At 30.9% G+C, this 16,904-nt stretch carries 17 protein-coding genes; 2 read left to right on the top strand and 15 right to left on the bottom strand.

The features are described from left to right. Window positions 1-2 precede the first annotated feature (2 nt). The 9 genes from BN1865_RS05865 to BN1865_RS05825 form a co-directional block, all read right to left on the bottom strand. On the bottom strand, window positions 3-920 hold the full coding sequence (locus BN1865_RS05865; RefSeq protein WP_050636324.1) for an acetyl-CoA carboxylase carboxyltransferase subunit alpha: 918 nt from the start codon (window positions 918-920) through the stop codon (window positions 3-5). Next, complete coding sequence (accD, locus tag BN1865_RS05860) at window positions 917-1,786, bottom strand: acetyl-CoA carboxylase, carboxyltransferase subunit beta (protein WP_050636323.1); 870 nt, start codon at window positions 1,784-1,786, stop codon at window positions 917-919. The genes BN1865_RS05865 and accD overlap by 4 nt, the downstream gene beginning before the upstream one ends. After that, window positions 1,770-3,137, bottom strand: a complete 1,368-nt coding sequence (accC, locus tag BN1865_RS05855; protein ID WP_050636322.1) for an acetyl-CoA carboxylase biotin carboxylase subunit — start codon at window positions 3,135-3,137, stop codon at window positions 1,770-1,772. Before accC ends, accD begins: the two co-directional genes overlap by 17 nt. Window positions 3,138-3,146: 9 nt before the next feature. Next, window positions 3,147-3,557, bottom strand: a complete 411-nt coding sequence (locus BN1865_RS05850) for an acetyl-CoA carboxylase biotin carboxyl carrier protein (protein WP_050636321.1) — start codon at window positions 3,555-3,557, stop codon at window positions 3,147-3,149. Between the two features lie 42 nt (window positions 3,558-3,599). Continuing rightward, window positions 3,600-3,824, bottom strand: a complete 225-nt coding sequence (locus BN1865_RS05845) for an acyl carrier protein (RefSeq protein ID WP_050636320.1) — start codon at window positions 3,822-3,824, stop codon at window positions 3,600-3,602. A 435-nt stretch (window positions 3,825-4,259) separates the two neighbouring features. Next, window positions 4,260-4,805 carry a biotin transporter BioY gene (locus BN1865_RS05840; RefSeq protein WP_050636319.1) on the bottom strand — a complete coding sequence of 182 codons (546 nt, stop codon included), beginning with the start codon at window positions 4,803-4,805 and terminating at the stop codon, window positions 4,260-4,262. 218 nt (window positions 4,806-5,023) lie between these two features. Further along, window positions 5,024-5,869 carry an aldo/keto reductase gene (locus tag BN1865_RS05835; protein WP_050636318.1) on the bottom strand — a complete coding sequence of 282 codons (846 nt, stop codon included), beginning with the start codon at window positions 5,867-5,869 and terminating at the stop codon, window positions 5,024-5,026. Between the two features lie 147 nt (window positions 5,870-6,016). After that, window positions 6,017-6,598, bottom strand: coding sequence for a histidine phosphatase family protein (locus tag BN1865_RS05830; protein ID WP_050636317.1), 582 nt, complete (start codon window positions 6,596-6,598; stop codon window positions 6,017-6,019). Beyond that, window positions 6,595-7,368, bottom strand: coding sequence for an EFR1 family ferrodoxin (locus BN1865_RS05825; RefSeq protein ID WP_050636316.1), 774 nt, complete (start codon window positions 7,366-7,368; stop codon window positions 6,595-6,597). The genes BN1865_RS05830 and BN1865_RS05825 overlap by 4 nt, the downstream gene beginning before the upstream one ends. Window positions 7,369-7,473: 105 nt before the next feature. On the opposite strand from BN1865_RS05825, the gene BN1865_RS05820 reads away from it, so the two are divergent. Beyond that, entirely contained in the window at window positions 7,474-8,316 is an 843-nt protein-coding gene (locus BN1865_RS05820; RefSeq protein WP_050636315.1) for a LysR family transcriptional regulator, read from the top strand. 70 nt (window positions 8,317-8,386) lie between these two features. Here BN1865_RS05820 and BN1865_RS05815 read toward each other — a convergent pair whose 3' ends face one another. The 3 genes from BN1865_RS05815 to BN1865_RS05805 are packed head-to-tail and all read right to left on the bottom strand — an operon-like array spanning window position 8,387 to window position 12,853. Further along, complete coding sequence (locus tag BN1865_RS05815) at window positions 8,387-10,213, bottom strand: ABC transporter ATP-binding protein (RefSeq protein ID WP_050636314.1); 1,827 nt, start codon at window positions 10,211-10,213, stop codon at window positions 8,387-8,389. Continuing rightward, on the bottom strand, window positions 10,206-12,428 hold the full coding sequence (locus tag BN1865_RS05810; protein WP_050636313.1) for an ABC transporter ATP-binding protein: 2,223 nt from the start codon (window positions 12,426-12,428) through the stop codon (window positions 10,206-10,208). The genes BN1865_RS05815 and BN1865_RS05810 overlap by 8 nt, the downstream gene beginning before the upstream one ends. Beyond that, window positions 12,422-12,853 (bottom strand): MarR family winged helix-turn-helix transcriptional regulator, encoded by a 432-nt coding sequence (locus BN1865_RS05805; protein ID WP_050636312.1) that lies wholly within the window; start codon window positions 12,851-12,853, stop codon window positions 12,422-12,424. Before BN1865_RS05805 ends, BN1865_RS05810 begins: the two co-directional genes overlap by 7 nt. 176 nt (window positions 12,854-13,029) lie before the next feature. Here BN1865_RS05805 and BN1865_RS05800 point away from each other — a divergent pair, with 176 nt between their 5' ends. After that, complete coding sequence (locus BN1865_RS05800) at window positions 13,030-13,674, top strand: helix-turn-helix transcriptional regulator (protein WP_050636311.1); 645 nt, start codon at window positions 13,030-13,032, stop codon at window positions 13,672-13,674. Between the two features lie 13 nt (window positions 13,675-13,687). On the opposite strand, the gene BN1865_RS05795 is transcribed toward BN1865_RS05800, so the two are convergent. The 3 genes from BN1865_RS05795 to BN1865_RS05785 are packed head-to-tail and all read right to left on the bottom strand — an operon-like array spanning window position 13,688 to window position 16,872. Then, window positions 13,688-14,929, bottom strand: a complete 1,242-nt coding sequence (locus tag BN1865_RS05795) for a glutamate-5-semialdehyde dehydrogenase (RefSeq protein WP_050636310.1) — start codon at window positions 14,927-14,929, stop codon at window positions 13,688-13,690. Beyond that, a complete protein-coding gene (gene proB / locus BN1865_RS05790; RefSeq protein ID WP_050636309.1) occupies window positions 14,922-16,055 on the bottom strand; it encodes a glutamate 5-kinase in 1,134 nt (377 codons plus the stop codon). The genes BN1865_RS05795 and proB overlap by 8 nt, the downstream gene beginning before the upstream one ends. Further along, on the bottom strand, window positions 16,033-16,872 hold the full coding sequence (locus BN1865_RS05785) for a hypothetical protein (RefSeq protein ID WP_050636308.1): 840 nt from the start codon (window positions 16,870-16,872) through the stop codon (window positions 16,033-16,035). Before BN1865_RS05785 ends, proB begins: the two co-directional genes overlap by 23 nt. Window positions 16,873-16,904 lie beyond the last annotated feature (32 nt).

The following is a 16,904-nucleotide window of genomic DNA, read 5'->3' as shown; positions in this document are numbered from 1 at the left end:
CCTCAATGACTTCCCATCTTACGAAATTTTTCATAACGTTTTTCTAACATATCTTTTTCTTTTGTTGTTTTAAGAGTCTCAAGTGTTTCATAGAGATAACGATCTAAATCATGTAATACAAGTTTTAAATCATTTTGCATTCCACCTGTAGGTTCCTTAATCAAATAATCCACAATCCCTTTTTCATAAAGATCATAAGATGTTAATTTCATAACTTCTGCAGCTTCTTGAACACGAGAATCATCTTTCCATAAAATACTTGCAAAACCTTCAGGTGATAAAACTGAATAAACAGCATTTTCTAACATACAAATACGATCAGCAACACTTAATGCTAATGCTCCGCCACTTCCTCCTTCAGATAAAACAACACAAATGACTGGTGTTTTTAAATCTGAAAAAGTATATAAGCATTCAGCAATAGCTTGTGCTTGTCCACGTTCTTCAGCTTCAATACCAGGATATGCCCCTGCTGTATCAACAAAAGTAATAATTGGACGATGAAATTTTTCTGCTTGTTTGGCAAGTCGTAAGGCTTTACGATATCCTTCAGGATTACACATACCAAAATGTCGATCTAAGTTTTCCTGTAAAGTTTTCCCTTTTGCCTGAGCTATTATGGTTACTGGCATTTCGTGAAAATAACCAATTCCACTGATAATAGCATGATCATCACCATAACAGCGATCACCATGTAATTCATAAAAATGATCAAATAATTCATTGATAAAATCAATTGCTTTTGGACGATTCGGATGTCTTGCAAGACAAACGCGATCCCAAGCTGTTAAATGATCATAAGTAGTTTTCACTAATTCATCTATTTCTGTTGATAATTGATCATATTCATCACCAGCTTCTAACAAAGTACGTTTTGCCTGTAATTCTTTTATTTTTCTTTCATTATCTATGAGGCTCATAATATTCCTCCATGTAAACTTAATAAGTCTGAGAGAACATTTTTCAAATCTTTACGTTCTACAATCATATCAATAAAACCCTTATCTAATAAAAATTCTGCGGTTTGAAATCCAACAGGCAATTCCTGCTTAATTGTATCTTGTATAACACGTTTACCAGCAAATCCAATTAAAGCTTGTGGTTCAGAAATAATAATATCCCCTAACATGGCAAAACTCGCACTGACACCACCTGTTGTTGGATGGGTTAATAATGTGATATATAATCCTCCCTGATTAGAGAATTTTTTTAATGCTGCACTGATTTTAGCCATTTGCATTAAAGAATCAATGCCTTCCTGCATTCTTGCTCCACCACTGGTACAGCTAATGATCAAAGGTAATTTTTTACGCATAGCTAACTCTACACCCTTACATATTTTTTCACCAACAACTTTTCCCATACTTCCCATCATAAAATGAGAATCCATCACACATAAAACAACACGTTGCTGATTTATCTTTCCAATTCCACAAATCACCGCTTCATTCATACCAGTTGTCATTTTCGCTTTTTTTAATTTTTGATCATATTCTGGAAAATGCTCCTGATTCGTTGAAGTCTCCTTTTCAAAATACTCACGCCAAGTTCCCTCATCAATTAGATTTCTTATTCTCTGACGTGCACTGATTTTCATATGATGACCGCACTTTGGACATACATAATTATTTTCTACAAATGAGAAATAAGGGATAGATTCATGACAAGCATCACATTGCTTAAAAATATTGTCTGGTATTTCTTTTTTAGGTTTAGGTTTATGTCTTTTTAACCAAGAAGAAAACTCTTTTAATTCTTGATTTCTTTTTTTAAACAATTGATCCATTATTTTTCAACTCCTTTATGAAACTTTCACAGAAGCCTGTATCATATTGACCATCAATGAATTCTTTAGAATGTAAAACATAATAATGAAATTTTGTATTGGTAGATATACCATCTATAATGACTTCACTTAATGCAGCACGCATTTTTTTAATACATTCTAAACGTGTTGGCGCAAAAGTAATTAATTTTAAAATCATTGAATCATAATAAGGTGATATTTCAAAGCCACTATACATGGCACTATCAACACGTACACCTCTTCCTCCTGGCAAATGCATAAATGTTATTTTTCCAGGTGTTGGTGCAAAATCTCTATTCATATCCTCAGCATTAATACGACATTCTAAGGCATATCCATTTTGATGAATATCTGATTGGCAATAAGGTAATTTTAATCCTTCAGCTATTTTTAACTGTAATTTCACTAAATCAATTCCACAAATCATTTCTGTAATAGGATGTTCAACCTGAATTCTTGTGTTCATTTCCATAAAATAATAATGACCATGTTTATCCAATAAAAATTCAATTGTTCCCAAACTATCATAGCCAACATGACGACATGCTTTTAATGCATCAGCAAAAAGTTTTTCTCGAACATCTTTTTTTAAAATATGACATGGTGCCTCTTCAATCATTTTTTGATGACGTCTTTGAAACGAACAATCACGTTCATATAAATGAATTACATGACCATGCTGATCTCCAACAACTTGTACTTCAATATGTTTTGGATTTTCAATAAACTTTTCTAAATAAACATCATCATCACCAAAGCAAGCTTTCGCTTCTGATTTTGCATTTAAATATTGTGTTTCAAATTCTTCTTCACTAGTAATCACTCGCATACCACGACCGCCACCACCATTACTTGCTTTAATCATGACAGGATATCCTATTTCCTTGGCAATATTTTGACCATGTTCTACAGACTCTACAATTTCTTTAGAACCAGGAATAACAGGCACACCAGCTTCTTTCATTAATTTTCTAGCTTGTGCTTTATTTCCTAACATATCAATAATATCAGGTGATGGTCCAACCCAGATAAGTCCACATTGAATAACCAATCTAGCAAATTGACTATTTTCACTTAAAAAGCCAAATCCTGGATGAATAGCATCACAGCCTGTATTACAAGCCGCCTGAATAATTGCATTCATATTTAAATAAGAATCATTTGCTAAGGGTCCACCTATACATACAGCTTCATCAGCTAATTGTACATGTAATGATAATTTATCAGCCGTTGAATAAACAGCAACACTCTGAATTCCCATTTCTTTACATGTTCGCATAATTCTGACTGCAATTTCACCACGATTTGCTATTAATAACTTTTCAATCATGATATCACCCTACCCTATCATCATTAAAACTTGATCATATTCAACTGTTTCACCATCAGCCACTTCAATTGATAATACATTTCCACTAGCAGTTGCTTTGATTTCATTCATAACCTTCATTGCTTCAATAATACAAATTGTATCGCCAACATTGACATGATCCCCAACTTTCACAAAGGGTTCTTGATCAACACCACTTGCTTGATAATATGTTCCGACCAAAGGACTCTTTATTGGTGTTCCAGTTGATTTTTCTTCTACTTCATTGACTTCTTTTTCAAGAATAGGTTTTCTGATCACTTCAACTGGTTCTGTTTCTTTTTCTAATGTGATATGCAAATCCCCATCTGTTAAATCCATTTTAGAGATTTGACTTTCTTCAAACATTTTCATAATTGATTTAATTTTTTCAGTATCCATAAGTTTCCTCCTTAGAAAAATAAGCTAAGATATCTTAGCTTATTATTGTTTAGATTCAATTAATTTAACAATATCTGCAACAGTAACTAAAGCAGCTAATTCTTCATCAGAAATCTCAACATCAAATTCAGTTTCTAAATCTAAAGATAATTCAACAGCAGCTAATGAATCAATTCCTAAATCATCTTTTAGATTTGATTCTAACTTGATTTCTTCTCCATCAATATTTAAAGATTCTACTAATGCATCCTTTACTTGTTCAAACATATATATTTCCTCCTATATTTTATTTACTTAAAACTTTTTAATTTCTTACTTCAAATTTTTGAAGTAATGTCAGTATATACCTGTTTTTTCCATTTGTAAATACTTTTTACGAAATTTATTTAAAAAATTTTATATATATTTTTTTAAGTATTCTATTATTCAGTTATTAAAACAGGTTTGATTTCATTTATAATATAGTATTGATTACTATATTATGCGTTCATTATAAACTTATTATATGATTTGTCAACAAAAAAATAGATGCTATTAAACATTAAATTCAGCATCATTGTCACCAATTCTATAATCATATCAATATCTTTTTCATAATACGTTATAATGAAAGAATTGATCTTTTATGTGCTCATATCCATTATAGATAGGTTCCATTATTCAAATGATTGATAAAAATGAGTTTTTAAAAACACAACCATTTTATGGTTGTGTCGATGACATAGTATAGTGTGGTACTAAATATTCAATTCTTTTATAAATAACAACACTTACAAAAACAGACAACAAATCTCCTGGTAAATAGACGAGACATAAACTCATAAAAATCCAACTTAATGAAAAAATTTGTCCATAATAAACGTATTGAATAAATACAAAATATAACATTCCAATGATATAAATCATAACTAGCCCAATACAACTTCTTGAAATAAGAGACATATGATTTGTATTTTGATATCTTCCTACAAACCAGCTACTTACAATAAATCCAATTAAATAACCAAATGATGGAATCAAAACATATGATATACCTCCACCACTTGTAAATACAGGTAACCCAATTAATCCCATACATACATATAGCAAAACACTATATACGGCTTTTTGTCTTAAAATAAGCGATGCCAATATAACAAACAATGTTTGTAATGTTATTGGAACAATCGAGATTGGAACTTTAATAAATGCTCCTACTCCAATTAAAATAGCAAACAATGCACATAAACACATTTCTTTTATTTTCATTTCTTATTACACTCCTTATGGCTTATAATCATACATGAACAAAATATAATTGTAAAGTGTTTTTTATTATAGTCTTTACAATAGATGGCGTATAAAGCATTTTAATATTTACAAATAATCTATGTAATTGAACTATGGCATCATTAATAATAAATGAGAGACACAATCTGTCTCTCACAATTCATTATTTAAAGAGTTCATTATCGTAATTCTATGAATTATCTCACTAATTGAGCTAATCTTTCTACTGATGATGCCTCTTGATGATTAAAAAACGAACTTTCTTTTCTATCAATACTTTCAATTTTTATCATATCCTCTGCTGATAATTCAAAATCAAAGATATTGATATTTTCTAACATTCGCTCTTTTCTCACTGTCTTAGCGAGTGGAATAATTCCTCTTTGAACTAACCATCTTAATATCACTTGCCCAATGCTCTTGTTGTATTTATCACCAATTTCTTTTAATTGTGGATTTGTAAATATATTATTTTTCCCCTCAGCAAAAGGTGCCCATGCTTCCACTTGTACATGATATTTTTGATTTACTTTTTGAGCATCAATCTGCTGATGAAAAGGATTAACTTCAATTTGATTAATTGCTGGCGGTACTTCATTAAATAATGTCAAATCAACTAATCTATCAGGATAAAAATTGCTGACCCCAATTGCTTTTATTTTTCCTTCTTTATAAAGATCTATCATCGCTCTATATGTTCCATAATAATCATTGAGTGGTTGATGAATTAATACTAAATCTAGATAATCTAATTGCATTTTTTGAAGAGACTCCGCAATAGAAGCACGAGCTTTTTCATATCCGGCATTTGTAATCCAAACCTTTGTCGTAATAAAAAGTTCTGCTCTAGGAACAGTTGTTTTAGCAATGGCTTTACCTACTGCTTCTTCATTTCCATAAGATTGAGCTGTATCTATAAGTCTATATCCAGCCTCAATAGCATCCAAAACAACTTTTATACACTCATCTTCATCTTGAATCTGAAAAACTCCAAATCCTACACAAGGCATTTTTATACTGTTATTCAATTGTACATATTCCATTTTCAATTCCTCCTTATTTTTCTAAACTTACTGTATACACTTCATTGATTAAATGATAAGTTCACAACATATGATTTTTCAATAATTTCTTGTAAAGCATAGTATATATGTATTAAAATGAATTATCTTTTTTGAATATCTATTCTTCTACTCAGTTATATTATGGTTATATAATTCAACCAAAGTAAAAACCCCATTAATATATTCAAACTTTAAAATACAACAATTATAAAACCTTTCTTTTTTAATGATTTTTGTATACTCTTCCCACGCTCTATAAAATTGGGCACAGGCTGCTCCATGTGAGACAGCTAAAACAATTTCATGATCATCTTTATTCATAATTTCAGTTAAAGTCTTGACCATTCTTTCTCTTAATTCTATTTCACTTTCTCCACCAAATTGTTGGAAGAAATCTCCATATGGTAATTTTGGATTTAAACATTCATCTTTACCTTCAAATACACCAAAGTTCCATTCTTTTAATCCTTTGACTCTTGTATAAGGCATTTGGTAATCAGTGACAATCTCTAAAGTATCACATGCTCTTTCTGAAGTTGATGAGTAAGCATGATCAAAAATGATATGATTTGTTTTAAAATACTCACTTGCAACTTGGGCCTGTTTGATTCCCAAATCTGTCAATGGTGAATCACACCATCCTTGAATTTTATGTTGTAAATTAAACAATGTCTGTCCATGGCGCATGAGATATAATACTTTTTTCATAACTCTTTTTCTCCTTGATCATTTGATTTGACAATATCTTTTAATGTAATACCAAAATGACGATATCTAGCTTTAGGATTTTTATCAGTCACTAAATCAATTGCCTGAAATGGACAATGATGAACACATGCCAAACAAAAATCACAAACTTTATTTTTTCTTTTGGCTTTGCCATCTATAACTTTAATATTACCAATTGGACAAACCTGTTTGCATATTTGACATCCTACACATCTATTACTCATTATGATTGACTCACCATTATTCATTTCTGGATGTTCATGAAATCTTTGAGAAACCATTTTATAAGCAGCTATTCCTTCTTTTGTTGGTGATGGAATAAAATGTACTCTCTTTTGAATATTTTCAATAGCAATTTTGATTTGTTCATCTTCTTTTTTATCCATAGCTATTTGTTCTTCCATATCAAACGCTGGTAAATAATTATCTACCATTTTTATTGTTTGAATATAGTTCATATCAATACCATTACTATAACAATAATTATAACTCCATATTCCTGCAACACTATCCCTATTTCCATAAGTCAATATCATATAAAAATAATTTGCTTCAAACTTTGCACTTCCAATAAATCTTCTGACCGTTTTGGGTAATTCTCCTGCATAGATAGGTGCCACAATTCCAATGATGTCATCTTTATACTCTAACTTTGCTTTTTTTAATTCCTGTGGAATACTTTTTGGATTCTCTTCCATCATTTTTGCAACATATAAGCAGTTTCCTGTTGCTGTATAATAAAATAACATTGTCATCCCTCCTTTTCACCTTTATTTTAAGGAATATTCTTTAAAATGTACAATATGAATATAGAAATATGCTATAATGAAATAGAATAGTGAAAGGAGAAATTTATGATAGAATTTGAACAACTCATCCATCTCATTGCATTTGATAGATATAAAACATTATCTTTAGCTGCTAAAGAATTACATATTTCTCAGCCTGTTTTAACACGCTCAATGCAAAAACTAGAAGAAACATTAGACATAACATTGTTTGAACGAACAAAAAATAGAATCAGTTTAAATGAAACAGGATTACTTGCCGTTGAGCTTTTTAAAAGAATTATTAGTGATACGAAGAACATGAAAATTCAACTAAAAGAATTTAATAGAAAACAACATACTATCTCTATTGGTACATGCGCTCCTGCCCCACAAACCTATCTTAATCAAAAGGTATCAAGATTTTATCTTGATAAAACAGTATCTAGTGAAATTAGAGATATAAATATCCTTATAGATGGTCTCAAAGATCATACATATACGTTTATCGTTACGCCTTATGAAATCGAAGATGAGGATATTGAATGTATAATGTTTATGGAAGAACAACTTTATTTCTCACTTCCATATGAACATCCTTTAGTCCATAAAAAATCCATTTCTTTAAAAGAAATGGATGGAGAAAAAATATTACTTATGTCTAATATAGGCTTTTGGAATCAAGTACCAAAAAAAATGCCAAACACAAAATTTTTGATTCAAGAAGATAGAAGTATTTTTTATGATCTCATTGAATTATCATCTTTACCATCTTTCACCTCAGATTTTACAATGAAATATGATGGTATTCCTCCAAATAGAGTCGTTATACCTATTACTGATAGTGAAGCTCATGCTACGTTTTATTGTTGTTATTTAAAAGATAAAGAAGCCCAGTTCAAAGGATTCCTTTATACCCTCAATCAGTAGAAAAAATCATGGTCTATTTGTTATATCCAAATAGACCATGACCTTTTTTTAAATACATGTTGATATTTTTTTAATCTTCACTGCTTGATTCAAACTGAGATTGATACAAGTCAGCATAGAATCCACCTTTAGCAAGTAATGATTCATGATTACCAAGTTCTACAATATCGCCATCTTTCATAACAATAATTGTATTGGCATCTTTGATTGTTGATAAACGATGCGCAATAATGAAACTTGTACGTCCTTCCATTAATTTATCCATTCCTTTTTGAATCAGAACTTCAGTTCTTGTATCTACTGAAGATGTGGCTTCATCAAGAATTAAAATCTTTGGATCAGCTAAGAAAGCTCTCGCAATTGTTAATAACTGTTTTTGACCTTGAGAAATATTACTTGATTCTTCATTAATAATTGTATCATAACCATCTTCTAAAGTATTGATAAAATGGTCTGCATATGCAAGTTCACAAGCTTTTTTCATTTCTTCATCAGTTGCATCTAATTTACCATATTTTAAGTTTTCTCTGATTGTTCCACCAAATAACCATGTATCTTGTAAAACCATACCAAATAAACTTCTCAAATCACTTCTTGTATAATCTCTAATATCATGTCCATCAATCATAATACTTCCACTATTGAGTTCATAGAATCTCATCAATAGTTTCACAATTGTTGTTTTTCCAGCACCAGTTGGTCCAACAATTGCTACTGTTTGACCAGCATGAACATGCATTGAGAAATCATGAATAATTGTTTTATCAGGATTATAACCGAAATTGACACTATCAAATGTAACGCCACCTTCGATAGATTCCATTTGTTCATGGGTAATTACTGGTGTTTCTTTTTCTAATTCTTCTTCATCTAAAAACTCAAAGACACGTTCAGCAGCTGCAGCAGTTGACTGTAACTGATTCATAATTTGTGCAAACTGAGTAATTGGCTGATTAAAAGAACGAACATATTGAATGAAGGCTTGAATATCACCAATTGAAATTGTTCCACCTGTTGCTAAGAATCCACCTAATAAACATACACCAACATAACCAATATTTCCAACGAAAGTTGTTAATGGTTGCATTAAACCAGAAAAGAATTGAGATTTCCATGCTGATTCATAGAGTTCATCATTATAAACTTCAAATTTTTCAACAGAAGATGCTTCTCCATTAAAAGCTTTAACAATCTGATGAGCTCCATACATTTCTTCAATGTGACCATTAACATTTCCTAAACTTTGTTGTTGTCTAAAGAAATATTTTTGCGTTCTTTTCATAATTAATGACATCAATAACATTGACACTGGCAATACACATAATGCCATCAATGTCATGGGAACACTAATTGTCAACATCATAATGAAAATACCAATAACTTGCACTGCTGATGTGACAATCTGTGCCATACTTTGATTCAATGACTGCGCAATTAAATCAACATCATTTGTTACACGTGATAAAGTATCTCCACTTGAATGTTTATCAAAATAACTTAATGGTAAACGATCCATCTTTGTCGATATCGCTTTTCTAAAATCATAAGCCACTCTTTGCGAAATACCTGATGTGATAAACTGTTGTATAAAATTCAAAAATGCACTAAATAAATAAATACATGCTAAGAAAATAAGAATTTGTGAGATAGCTGTAAAATCTATTCCACCTGTATGATTAACTTTCGCTAATATACCTTCTCCTAATTTATCTGTTGCTTTGGCTAAAATCTTTGGTCCAAAAATACTAAATACAGTTGACCCTGATGCAAAAATCAATACAAGTAATAATTTTACATAATAAGGTTTTAAATAAGTAAATAATCTTTTGATAGTTCCCTTGAAGTCTTTAGCTTTTTCGGTTGCATGGGCTCCATGCCCCATTGGTCCTCTAGGCATTTGCTAATTCCTCCTTTGAAAGTTGAGAATAGGCAATTTCCTGATAAACCTGACAGTTTTCCATCAATTCTTTATGTGTACCTTTTCCCACTATTTTTCCTTTATCTAAAACAATAATCTGATCAGCATCCATAATTGATGCTATTCTTTGTCCAACAATTAAAACCGTATTCTTTGTTTTTTCTGTTAATTTATTTAATTCTTTTCTTAAAACAGCATCCGTTTTAAAATCCAATGCTGAGAAACTATCATCAAAAATTAAAATTTCTGGATTCTTAGCAATAGCTCTGGCAATTGCTAAACGTTGTTTCTGTCCACCAGAAACATTTGTTCCCCCTTGAGAGATAGATTCATCTAAACCTTTTGGTTTATCATCAACAAATTCTTTTGCCTGAGCAATACGAATCACTTCATCTAATTCTTCATCAGTTGCATCATGTGCTCCATATTGAAGATTAGAACGAATTGTACCAGAGAAAAGAACACCTTTTTGAGGAACAATCCCTATACGTTCTCTTAAATCATGTTGCTTCACATTTCTGACATCAACACCATCAATCATAATATAACCTTCACTGACATCATAAAAACGTGGAATTAAATTAATTAAAGTCGACTTACCAGAACCAGTCGATCCAATAAAAGCCGTTGTCTTTCCAGGTTCAGCAGTAAAGTTAATATCACTTAAAACAGCCTCATGTGCACCAGGATATTTAAAAGTTACACCTTTAAATTCAACAAGACCTTTTTTACTTGTCTGGAATGCTTGAACATCATCAGGATCTTTGATTGATAAATCAGTTGATAAAACTTCATAAACTCTGCCAGCTGCAACACTTGCACGAGGAATCATGATAAAGATCATGGCAATAAATAAGAATGACATAATAATATGCATTGTATATTGAATAAAGGCCATCATATCACCAATAGCAATATTTCCTAAATCTAATTGTTGAGCGCCTACCCATACAACTAAAACAGTCGCAATATTCATAATAAACATCATAATTGGCATTAATACACCCATAGCACGATTGACAAATAAATTGACCTTTGTCAAATCATTATTGGCTTTATCAAAACGTTCTTCACTATGCTTTTCATTTCCAAAAGCACGAATAACCAACACACCACTTAAATTTTCACGCATTGTTAAATTTAATCTATCAATTAAAGATTGGATAATCTTGAATTTAGGCATAACAACTTTAATCAATATAAAGATAACAACTGAAATCACAACTAAAATCATTAAAATAATCCAAGTCATTGATGTTGAATGAGTAATTGCTTTATAAAGTGCGCCTAATCCCATCATTGGTGCAAATAAGACTATTCTTAATAACATAATCATCAACATTTGAACTTGAGTAATATCATTTGTTGTACGAGTAATTAATGAAGCAGTTGAGAATTTATCAAATTCATTATTAGAAAAACTTTCTACTTTTTCAAAAACTGCTTTTCTTAAATTTCTAGCCACACCTGCACCTACACGTGAAGATAAGAAAGCGGCTAACATTGCTGCTAAAGATCCTAACAATGCAATTCCCAACATCTTTAATCCAGAGATTAAAATATATTGTGTCTGCATGCTGTCAACATCCCCGCCTAAAGCTTTATATTCTGCTTTGACACCATTTCCACCAGCAATTAACATTGTTGATTCACCCATCGCATCTAATTGTGAATCAATTTGCTGTGTCATCTTTTTCTTAGTATTGGCATCCATCATTGAGAAAACTTGATAAATATCCATATTTGCAGGTAAGTTCCCAAATTTTTCCTGATACTCTTTGGAATTTTTATCCATTGAATCAATAGATGTAACCATCAACATTGGTTTAATCAATGAACTTTCTAACTGTTTTGTTTCATCACGAGATAAATCTTTTAAAACATAAGCATCTTTTAATTTTGGAAATTCATCTTTGATGTCACTTTTTAAATCTTCTTGTTTTGTAAAAGAATAACTTGATTCAATAACACTCTTTTGATCATCATCAGCAAAAATCAAAAGATGTTGAAATGTTTCTTTACTAAACACATCAGCTACAGGACTATCAAATCCACCTGCCTGAATACCATTTGTAACAATCTGACTCATATAATCTGGCAAAGCAAGTTCTGATTGAGATTGTATAAAAACACATCCAATACAAAGTAAAATTGGTAACCAGAATTTATAAGCAAATTTACGCAACTTTAACATTCAATTTCCTCCTTTATATTATTTTGAATTTTATGAATAACATTTAAGACAGCCTCATAATCCTCATTTGTAATACCTTTACAAATGATTTCCTGATAATGATGGATTGCACTATCCATATCATCCATAAGTTTTTCCCCCTTAGGCGATAAAACAATTGAGTAAACTCTTTTATCATTTCTATCAACTTCTCTTTCAACCAACCCCGATTCAACCAAACGTTTAATGCGTACTGAAAGAGTTGCCTCAGTAATATGGAGATGATTCGCAATTTCTTTTTGATTCATCTTTTCATTTCTAATGAGATATAATAGCTTTCCCTGATCAGGTGTCATATCGCCACAATACATTATCATTAACTTATGATGTAATTTTCCAACTTTTTTCAGTTCCTCCATAATTATACTCAATTTATCATATTTCATGCTTTTTCACCTCTCATTACTTAGTGCACTAACTATTATAGTTAGTCGACTAACTATTGTCAATCAAAATTATCAAAAGAAAACGATTTTCTCAATATTTGAGAATTATTCTTTAAATCTGGGAGTCCATTATGCATTTTCTATGTTACAATATTTATAGAAAGCGAGGGCGAATTATGAACGATATATTTTCTAAAAAGTGTATACAATTACGCAAAAAGTATCACATGACACAACAAGAATTAGCAGATCAATTAAATGTTTCCAACAAAACAGTCTCCAGATGGGAAACCAATGAAAGTTATCCTGATATTGAAATCTTAACTCAAATTGCAGAAATATTTCATGTTTCTATTGATTACCTCTTAAAAGATCATGATGATTTCAAGGAACTTGATAAATTTGATATTATTTCTTATTTTCCATGGATTATAGCCTTGTTAGCAATCTTAACCTACTATATTTTTATGAATTTATCAATTCCTGTCGTTTTTAGTTTTATTATCTATTATTTCATCATGCGTTTTTCTTATCAGTTTTTAAAGCAATATACTGATAAAAAGAATGGATCAACCTTAGTTAAACTCAATACAATTGCTCATTTCTTTGTTGTTCAATCAATCACTTCTCAAATCTTATTGATTCTTATGGTGATGAGTTTAACAAATTCTGTATTTCTTGCTGGAGATTATAATTTTGAGTTTACTGATTCATCACAAATGATGACACCTATTGTTATAAGTTATATCATTGCAGCAATATGTGCATTTATCCATTATATATCTCATCAAAATGAAGATTATTGCCAAAAAAAAGACTGAATTCAGTCTTTTTTTATTCCCTAGTTTGTCCCTGACCATAAATCTTATATTGGAATGATGTCATTTCAATTAAAGCCAATGGTCCTCTGGCATGTAATTTTTGAGTACTGATACCAAGTTCTGCTCCAAATCCAAATTCTCCACCATCGCTAAAACGAGTAGAAGCATTATGATAAACACATGCCGAATCTAAAGAATTCATAAATAGATTTGCACTATCTTGGTTTTCCGTAATAATCGCTTCAGAATGCTTTGTTGAATACTGATAAATATGATTAATTGCCTCTTCAATTGAATCAACAACTTTTATAGCAACAATATAATCATCATATTCAGTCGCATAATCTTCATCAGTTGCTAATGGACAAGTTATTATCTTTTGAGTCATTTGATCGCCACGAATTTCAACGCGTCCATCAAAAGCTTCAACCATCGCTGGTAAATAGATTGCTGCAATATCTTTATGCACAAGAATGGTTTCTATAGCATTGCAAACTGATGGTCTTTGAATCTTGGCATTAACACTAATATCAATAGCCTTTTTTAAATCAGCATCTTTATCAATATATAAATGACAGTTTCCAGCTCCGGTTTCAATAACTGGAACAGTTGCATTTTGAACAACATGTTGAATCAAACCTTTACCACCCCTTGGAACAACAACATCAACATAATCATTAGCCGTTATGAGTTGTGTCACAATAAAGCGCTCATTTTTTTGAACTAGCTGAATACTATTGTCTGGTAAAAGCCCCTTAACAGCGTCTTGCATAATTGTTGTTAAAATCTGATTAGAATGAAAAGCTTCTTTTCCACCTTTTAAAACACAAACATTACTTGATTTTATACATAAACAGGCAATATCTACAGTGACATTTGGACGTGATTCGTAAATAATACCAAAAACACCAATAGGAACACGAACCTGCTTAATGAGCAATCCATTCGGACGATGAATTTCACGAATAACATCACCAACTGGATCTGATAACGTCACTAATTTTAAAACATCCTGTGCTATTGACGAAATACGTTCTTCATTGAGTAATAGACGATCAATCATGGCATCACTCATATGATTTTCTTTGGCTTTGGTAAGATCTTTTTGATTCGCCTGAATAATTTCAGGTATATGCGTCAATAAGGCTTGTGATATTTTCTCTAATGCTATATTCTTTGTTTTTGTTCCGATATTCATCATAGCACGACTTGCATTTTTAGCCAATTGTAATTGTTTTAATAAAGTCTCATCCATTATTTTCCCCTCCTAAAATAACCATATTATTGGCATGAACAACAACATCATAATCTTTATAATTTAATATTGATTCAATATCACTGCTATTATGCCCCATAATTAATTTAATTTCTTCACTCGAATAATTGCTAATCCCCTTAGCAATCATTTCATTATTTTGATCAACAATATCAATAACCTGCCCCATTAAAAAATGACCATCGACATGACAAATACCACTTGGTAATAAACTTTTACGCTCAAAAACAGCTTTTTTAGCACCATCATCAATCATTAATTGCCCTTTAGAATGTGTTCGATAAGCAATCCAATGTAATTTAGCATTTAGATTCTTACCACTTTTCCCATTAAACCATGTACCCTCTTGAGTGTCATCAAATATATGCAATAAACTATTTTCTTTACTGCCATTAACAATAACAAGATGTCTTCCATAATCATTCACAATCTTTGCAGCTCGAATTTTTGTCATCATTCCACCTGTTCCAAATTGAGATGATGAACCTCCTGCCATGTCTTCAATATTTTTATCTACATGATTGACAAATTTTAAGAGTTTGGCATCTGGATTGTGATGTGGATTGCTCGTATAAAGACCATCTATATCACTCACCAAAACCAGTAAATCGGCATCAACAACAGGAACTAACAAAGCAGCTAATGTATCATTATCTCCAACCTTAATTTCCTCTACTGCCAAGGCATCATTCTCATTGACAATTGGAATCACGCCATAATCCATCAAAGCATGCATTGTATTTGATAAATTCATTAAGCGTTTGCGATCATCAAAATCACCATGATTAAGTAAAACTTGAGCACATTTTAAATCAAAAAGCTGGAATATTTCTTCATATATCTGCATTAATTGGGCTTGTCCAATCGCAGCCAAAGCTTGTTTTTCAGGAATTGTCTGAGGCTTAGCTGATAACTGCAAAGATCCCATTCCTGCGGCAATGGCACCAGAAGATACCAAAACAATTGAATATCCATCTTTTATTAATTTTGAAATTTGTAATATTAAATATAAAATTTTTTCTTTATCAATTTCACCTTTTTGATTACATAAAGAAGATGAACCCACTTTAACAATAACCCTTTTAATTCCCTCTATTTCTCTCATCATGATCCCCTCTTATTTCCTGATAAAATAAATATTTAGCAATTTCAAAACGTCCTTTAAATATTTCAATATATAAAAACAATGATGTCACCATACAAAACAAAGTCAATATTTCATTTAACGAACCAATTACCAACATACATAAACCTGTTATCATCCAATAAATAACATGCCTAATAAAATAACTTACATATAACATCAAAAAATCAATCATATGTCCCCTCATTAAACGAATAGAATAAGAAATACACTCACTCCATGAAAACTCTTCTAATTCCATCACATAAGGAACCGGTGTAAATAAAGCAGTTAAAAACAAATAAACGAAGATACATACTATAATATTCAAAATGAGTAGACTATTGCTCATTAAAACATGAATTTCTTCAAAATTTGGTACAAAAAATTCTGTTTGGATCAAGGTATTCCCTAATGATGATATCCATTCTAAAGAAAACTCTGGTATTAATGAATGAACAGATAACAAAATCGGTAAAGCACAAAGAAGAGTTATAAACAAAATAATAGCTTTTCTCATTAAATATGCAGGAGCAACTCTTGGAAACTCAATAATGCCAATCATTGATTGATGATAATCAATTAATGGATGTTCATCATCCACTAACTTCATTGCGCATTTCACATATCCATGTGCGATAGGACATAAAAACAAAGAGACAAAGAAAGAAAACAGACCACTTCTTAAATACTGTGCCAGCAACCCCACGTAGCCAACATAAAAGAATTCTGGTATAATCTGTTTCCGATATTTCATATAAATCCCATCTGCTTTGTTTTTAATTCCCCTGATACTCATAATATACCCTCTCTTGTTTTTTCTATTATACA

The organism is Candidatus Stoquefichus sp. SB1 (assembly GCF_001244545.1).
Lineage (GTDB): Bacteria > Bacillota_I > Bacilli_A > Erysipelotrichales > Coprobacillaceae > Stoquefichus.
The sequence above is the reverse complement of the archived record's forward strand: the minus strand, read 5'-3'. Positions and strand labels throughout refer to the sequence as shown.